This is a genomic window from Streptosporangium sp. NPDC006013 (assembly GCF_040614275.1).
Classification (GTDB): Bacteria; Actinomycetota; Actinomycetes; order Streptosporangiales; family Streptosporangiaceae; genus Streptosporangium.
The window spans coordinates 1-3856 of the sequence record NZ_JBEXUE010000704.1; the positions used below are offsets into that span (position 1 = coordinate 1).

Consider the following 3856-nt stretch of genomic DNA (forward strand, 5'->3'; position numbering starts at 1 on the left):
TGACCACGTTCTCGATCGCCAACGACATCGCCAAGTACTTCGCGATCATTCCCGCGATGTTCGCGGCGGTCTATCCCGGCCTGGACGCGCTGAACGTGATGCGTCTGGCCAGCCCGCAGTCGGCGATCCTGTCCGCGGTCGTCTTCAACGCCCTGGTGATCATCGCGCTGATCCCGCTCGCCCTGCGGGGTGTGCGTTACCGCCCCTCCAGCGCGTCGAAGCTGCTCAGCCGCAACCTCTGCGTATACGGTCTGGGCGGCATCATCGCGCCCTTCATCGGCATCAAGCTGATAGACCTTCTCATCCACCTCCTTCCGGGGATGTCGTAAATGAAACACATGCCCATCTGGATGCACAGGTATCTCGCCGCGCTCCGCGCGCTGCTCGTCCTGACCCTGCTCACCGGTGCCCTCTACCCGCTGCTGGTCACCGGCATCGCCCAGGTCGCCTTCAACGACGGGGCCAACGGTTCCCTCGTGGAGAAGGACGGAAGGGCGGTGGGCAGCGCGCTCGTCGGCCAGAACTTCACGGACGCCGCAGGCAGGCCCGTCGGGAGGTACTTCCAGAGCCGGCCGTCCGTGGCCGGCGACGGCTACGACATGCTCTCCACCGCCGCGAGCAACCTGGGCCCCGAGGACATCGTGGACGTCCTGCCCGTTCCGGGCGACAGGGGCGGCGAGGGCAGGCGGAGCCTGCTCACCCAGGTCTGTACCCGCTCCAGGGCCGTCGGGGAACTGGAGGGCGTCAGCGGTGCCCGGCCGTACTGCACGCCCGACGGCGTCGGTGCCGTGCTGAAGGTCTTCCCGGCGGTCGGCACCCCGACCAGGGCCGTCAGCGTCAACCAGGCCTGCCCCGCGTCCCCGTTCGTCGCCGAGTACCGTGGTGTCAGGGTCGAGTGCGGTAGACCCGGCGAGAGCTACGCGGCCGGCCGCACCGTTCCGGTCCGCGGCACGACGGTCCGGGCGGTCGTGCCCGCCGACGCGGTCACCGCCAGTGGCTCCGGCCTTGACCCGGACATCTCGGTCGCCTACGCCGAGCTCCAGGTGGCCCGCGTGGCCAGGGAGCGCGGAGTGCCCGTGGAGAGGGTCAGGCAGCTGATCGCGGAGAACACCACGGGCCGCACCCTCGGTTTCATGGGCGAACCCGCGGTGAACGTCCTCGCGCTCAACCTGGCGCTCGACAGAGGTTGACCTCCGCCCCGGCGCCGGGGACCGGGGTCTCCACACTCAAGGAGATGTGATGAACCAGAGACGGGGGCGGCTGCGCATCTACCTCGGAGCCGCCCCGGGGGTCGGCAAGACCTACATGATGCTCTCCGAGGGCCACCGCCGCCTCATGAGAGGCACCGACGTGGTCGTGGGCTTCGTCGAGACCCACGGCCGTCCCCGTACCGCGGAACTGCTCGAGGGCCTGGAGATCGTCCCGCGCAGGAGCATGGGCCACCGCGGGTGCACGTTCACCGAGCTCGACGTGGACGCCGTCATCGCCAGGAGGCCCAAGGTCGCGCTGATCGACGAGCTGGCCCACACCAACGTGCCCGGCTCGCGCAACAGCAAGCGCTGGCAGGACATCGAGGAGATCCTCGACGCGGGCATCGACGTCATCTCCACGGTCAACATCCAGCACCTGGAGTCGCTCAACGACGTGGTCGAGGAGATCACCGGGGTGGTCCAGCGCGAGACGATGCCCGACGAGGTGGTGCGCCGAGCCGACCAGGTGGAGCTGGTGGACATGGCCCCGGAGGCACTGCGCCGCCGGATGGCGCACGGCAACGTCTACGCGCCGGAGAAGGTCGACGCGGCGCTGTCGAACTACTTCAGGGTCGGCAACCTGACCGCGCTGCGCGAGCTGGCCCTGCTCTGGGTCGCGGGCAAGGTCGACGAGCAGCTCGACCGCTACCGCGCCGAGCACGGCATCTCCGGCACCTGGGAGGCGCGGGAGCGCGTCGTGGTCGCGCTGACCGGCGGCCCGGAGGGCGACACGCTGGTGCGCCGGGCCGCCAGGGTCGCGGCCAGGAGCAAGGGAGCCGACCTGCTGGCCGTGCACGTCACGCGCGCCGACGCGCTGGCCGGAGTGGATCCGGCGAGCATGGTCCGCCAGCGCACGCTGGTGGAGGACCTGGGCGGCACCTACCACCAGGTCGTCGGCGACGACGTCCCGCGCGCCCTGCTCGACTTCGCGCGCGGCGTCAACGCCACCCAGCTGGTGCTGGGAGCGTCCCGGCGCGGCAGGTTCGCCCAGATCCTCTCCCGGGGGGTCGGGGTGACCACGATCGCGCAGTCGGGGTCCATAGACGTTCACATGGTCACCCACGAGGAGATGAAGAAAGGGCGCGACCGAGCCCCGTCGCGGACCGCGCTGACCCGCCCCAGGCGGGTGGCCGGCTGGGTCATCGCGATGCTCGGGCTGCCGGTCCTGGCCCTGGGACTGCACCTGCTCCGCGACGGGGTGAACCTGCCGAGCGACATACTGCTCTTCCTGCTCACGGTGATCGTGGTCGCCCTGGTGGGCGGCATGTGGCCGGCCGTCACCGCGGCCGTGTTCGGCTTCCTGCTGCTCAACTACTTCTTCACGGAGCCGCTCGCCGGCTTCACCATCGCGGATCCGGAGAATCTGTTCGCGCTGAGCGTCTACGTGCTGGTGGCCGTCATGGTGAGCGCCGTCGTCGACCTCGCCGCCCGCAGGACCAGGGAGGCGGCCCGCGCCCGTGCCGACGCGGAGATCCTCTCCACTCTGGCGGGACACGTGCTCCGCGGCGAGCACGTGCTCGCCTCGCTGCTCGCCCGGCTGAGGGAGACCTTCGGCCTGTCCTCGGTCACCCTGCTGGAACGCACCGGAGAGCCGGTGCCCGAGGACCAGGCCGACCCCGAGGCGTGGCGGATCGTCGCCGCCGCCGGCGTCGACGTGCCCTGCACCTCGCCCGGCGCCGCGGACACCGACGTGGTCATCGACGAGCGGCTCGTCCTCGCCGTACGGGGCAGGCTGCTCGAGGCCTCCGACCGGCGGGTGCTGGAGGCTTTCGCCGCCGAGGCGGCCGTGGCCCTGCGGCAGGACCGGCTGGAGGAGGAGGCGGAGCAGGTCAGGCCGCTGGCCGAGGCCGACAGGATGCGTACCGCGCTGCTCGCCGCGGTCAGCCACGATCTGCGCACCCCGCTCGCCTCGGCCAGGGCTGCCGTGGAGGGCCTGCGAGCCACCGACGTCGACTGGTCCCCCGAGGACAGGGCGGAGTTGCTCGCCACCGCCGATGAGTCCCTGGCCAAGCTGGACCGACTGGTCGCCAACCTGCTCGACATGAGCCGGCTGCAGGCGGGGGTGCTCGGGGTGGTGCTGGAGGCGACCGCGCTGGAGGAGATCGTGCCGCGCGCCATCGACGATCTCGGCGAGTTGTCCCGGCGGATCGAGGGTGACGTCTCCGCCGAGCTGCCCGAGGTCGTCGCCGACCAGGTGCTGCTGGAACGCATCCTGGTCAACCTCATGTCGAACGCCGTCCGCTACAGCCCCGGGGACATGAAGGTCCTCGTCACGGCCAGCAGGCACGGCGACCACGTGGAGATCCGCGTCGTCGACCGCGGCACGGGCATACCGTCCGAGGCCTACGACCGGATCTTCATGCCCTTCCAGCGGCTCGGCGACCGCGACAACCACACCGGTGTCGGCCTGGGCCTCGCGCTCTCCCGGGGGCTCGCCGAGGCGATGGGCGGCACGCTGCTTCCTGATGAGACGCCCGGGGGCGGTCTCACCATGATCTTGACGCTTCCCGTCTCCCCGGACTCGCGGGCGCACCTCGCAGAGGAGGGCATGTGACCCGGGTCCCGATCGCCGAGGGCCGTGGCCCCCCCCCCGGGGGCGGGGGGGC

The 3856-nt window shown here is 71.2% G+C and carries 2 protein-coding genes and 1 pseudogene; all 3 read left to right on the forward strand.

What is annotated here, in order from left to right:
* A pseudogene (locus ABZ260_RS48170) lies at positions 1-329 on the forward strand (potassium-transporting ATPase subunit B); the annotation flags it as partial.
* Positions 330-1190 (forward strand): potassium-transporting ATPase subunit C, encoded by an 861-nt coding sequence (locus tag ABZ260_RS48175; protein ID WP_355631883.1) that lies wholly within the window; start codon positions 330-332, stop codon positions 1188-1190.
* A 49-nt stretch (positions 1191-1239) separates the two neighbouring features.
* A complete protein-coding gene (locus ABZ260_RS48180) occupies positions 1240-3804 on the forward strand; it encodes a sensor histidine kinase KdpD (RefSeq protein ID WP_355631886.1) in 2565 nt (854 codons plus the stop codon).
* Positions 3805-3856: the final 52 nt, after the last annotated feature.

What these genes read in the sequence shown, in the direction of transcription:
- ABZ260_RS48180 (WP_355631886.1), top strand. Translation starts at nt 1,240, where the DNA reads ATGAACCAGAGACGGGGGCGGCTGCGCATCTACCTCGGAGCCGCCCCG.
- ABZ260_RS48175 (WP_355631883.1), top strand. Translation starts at nt 330, where the DNA reads ATGAAACACATGCCCATCTGGATGCACAGGTATCTCGCCGCGCTCCGC.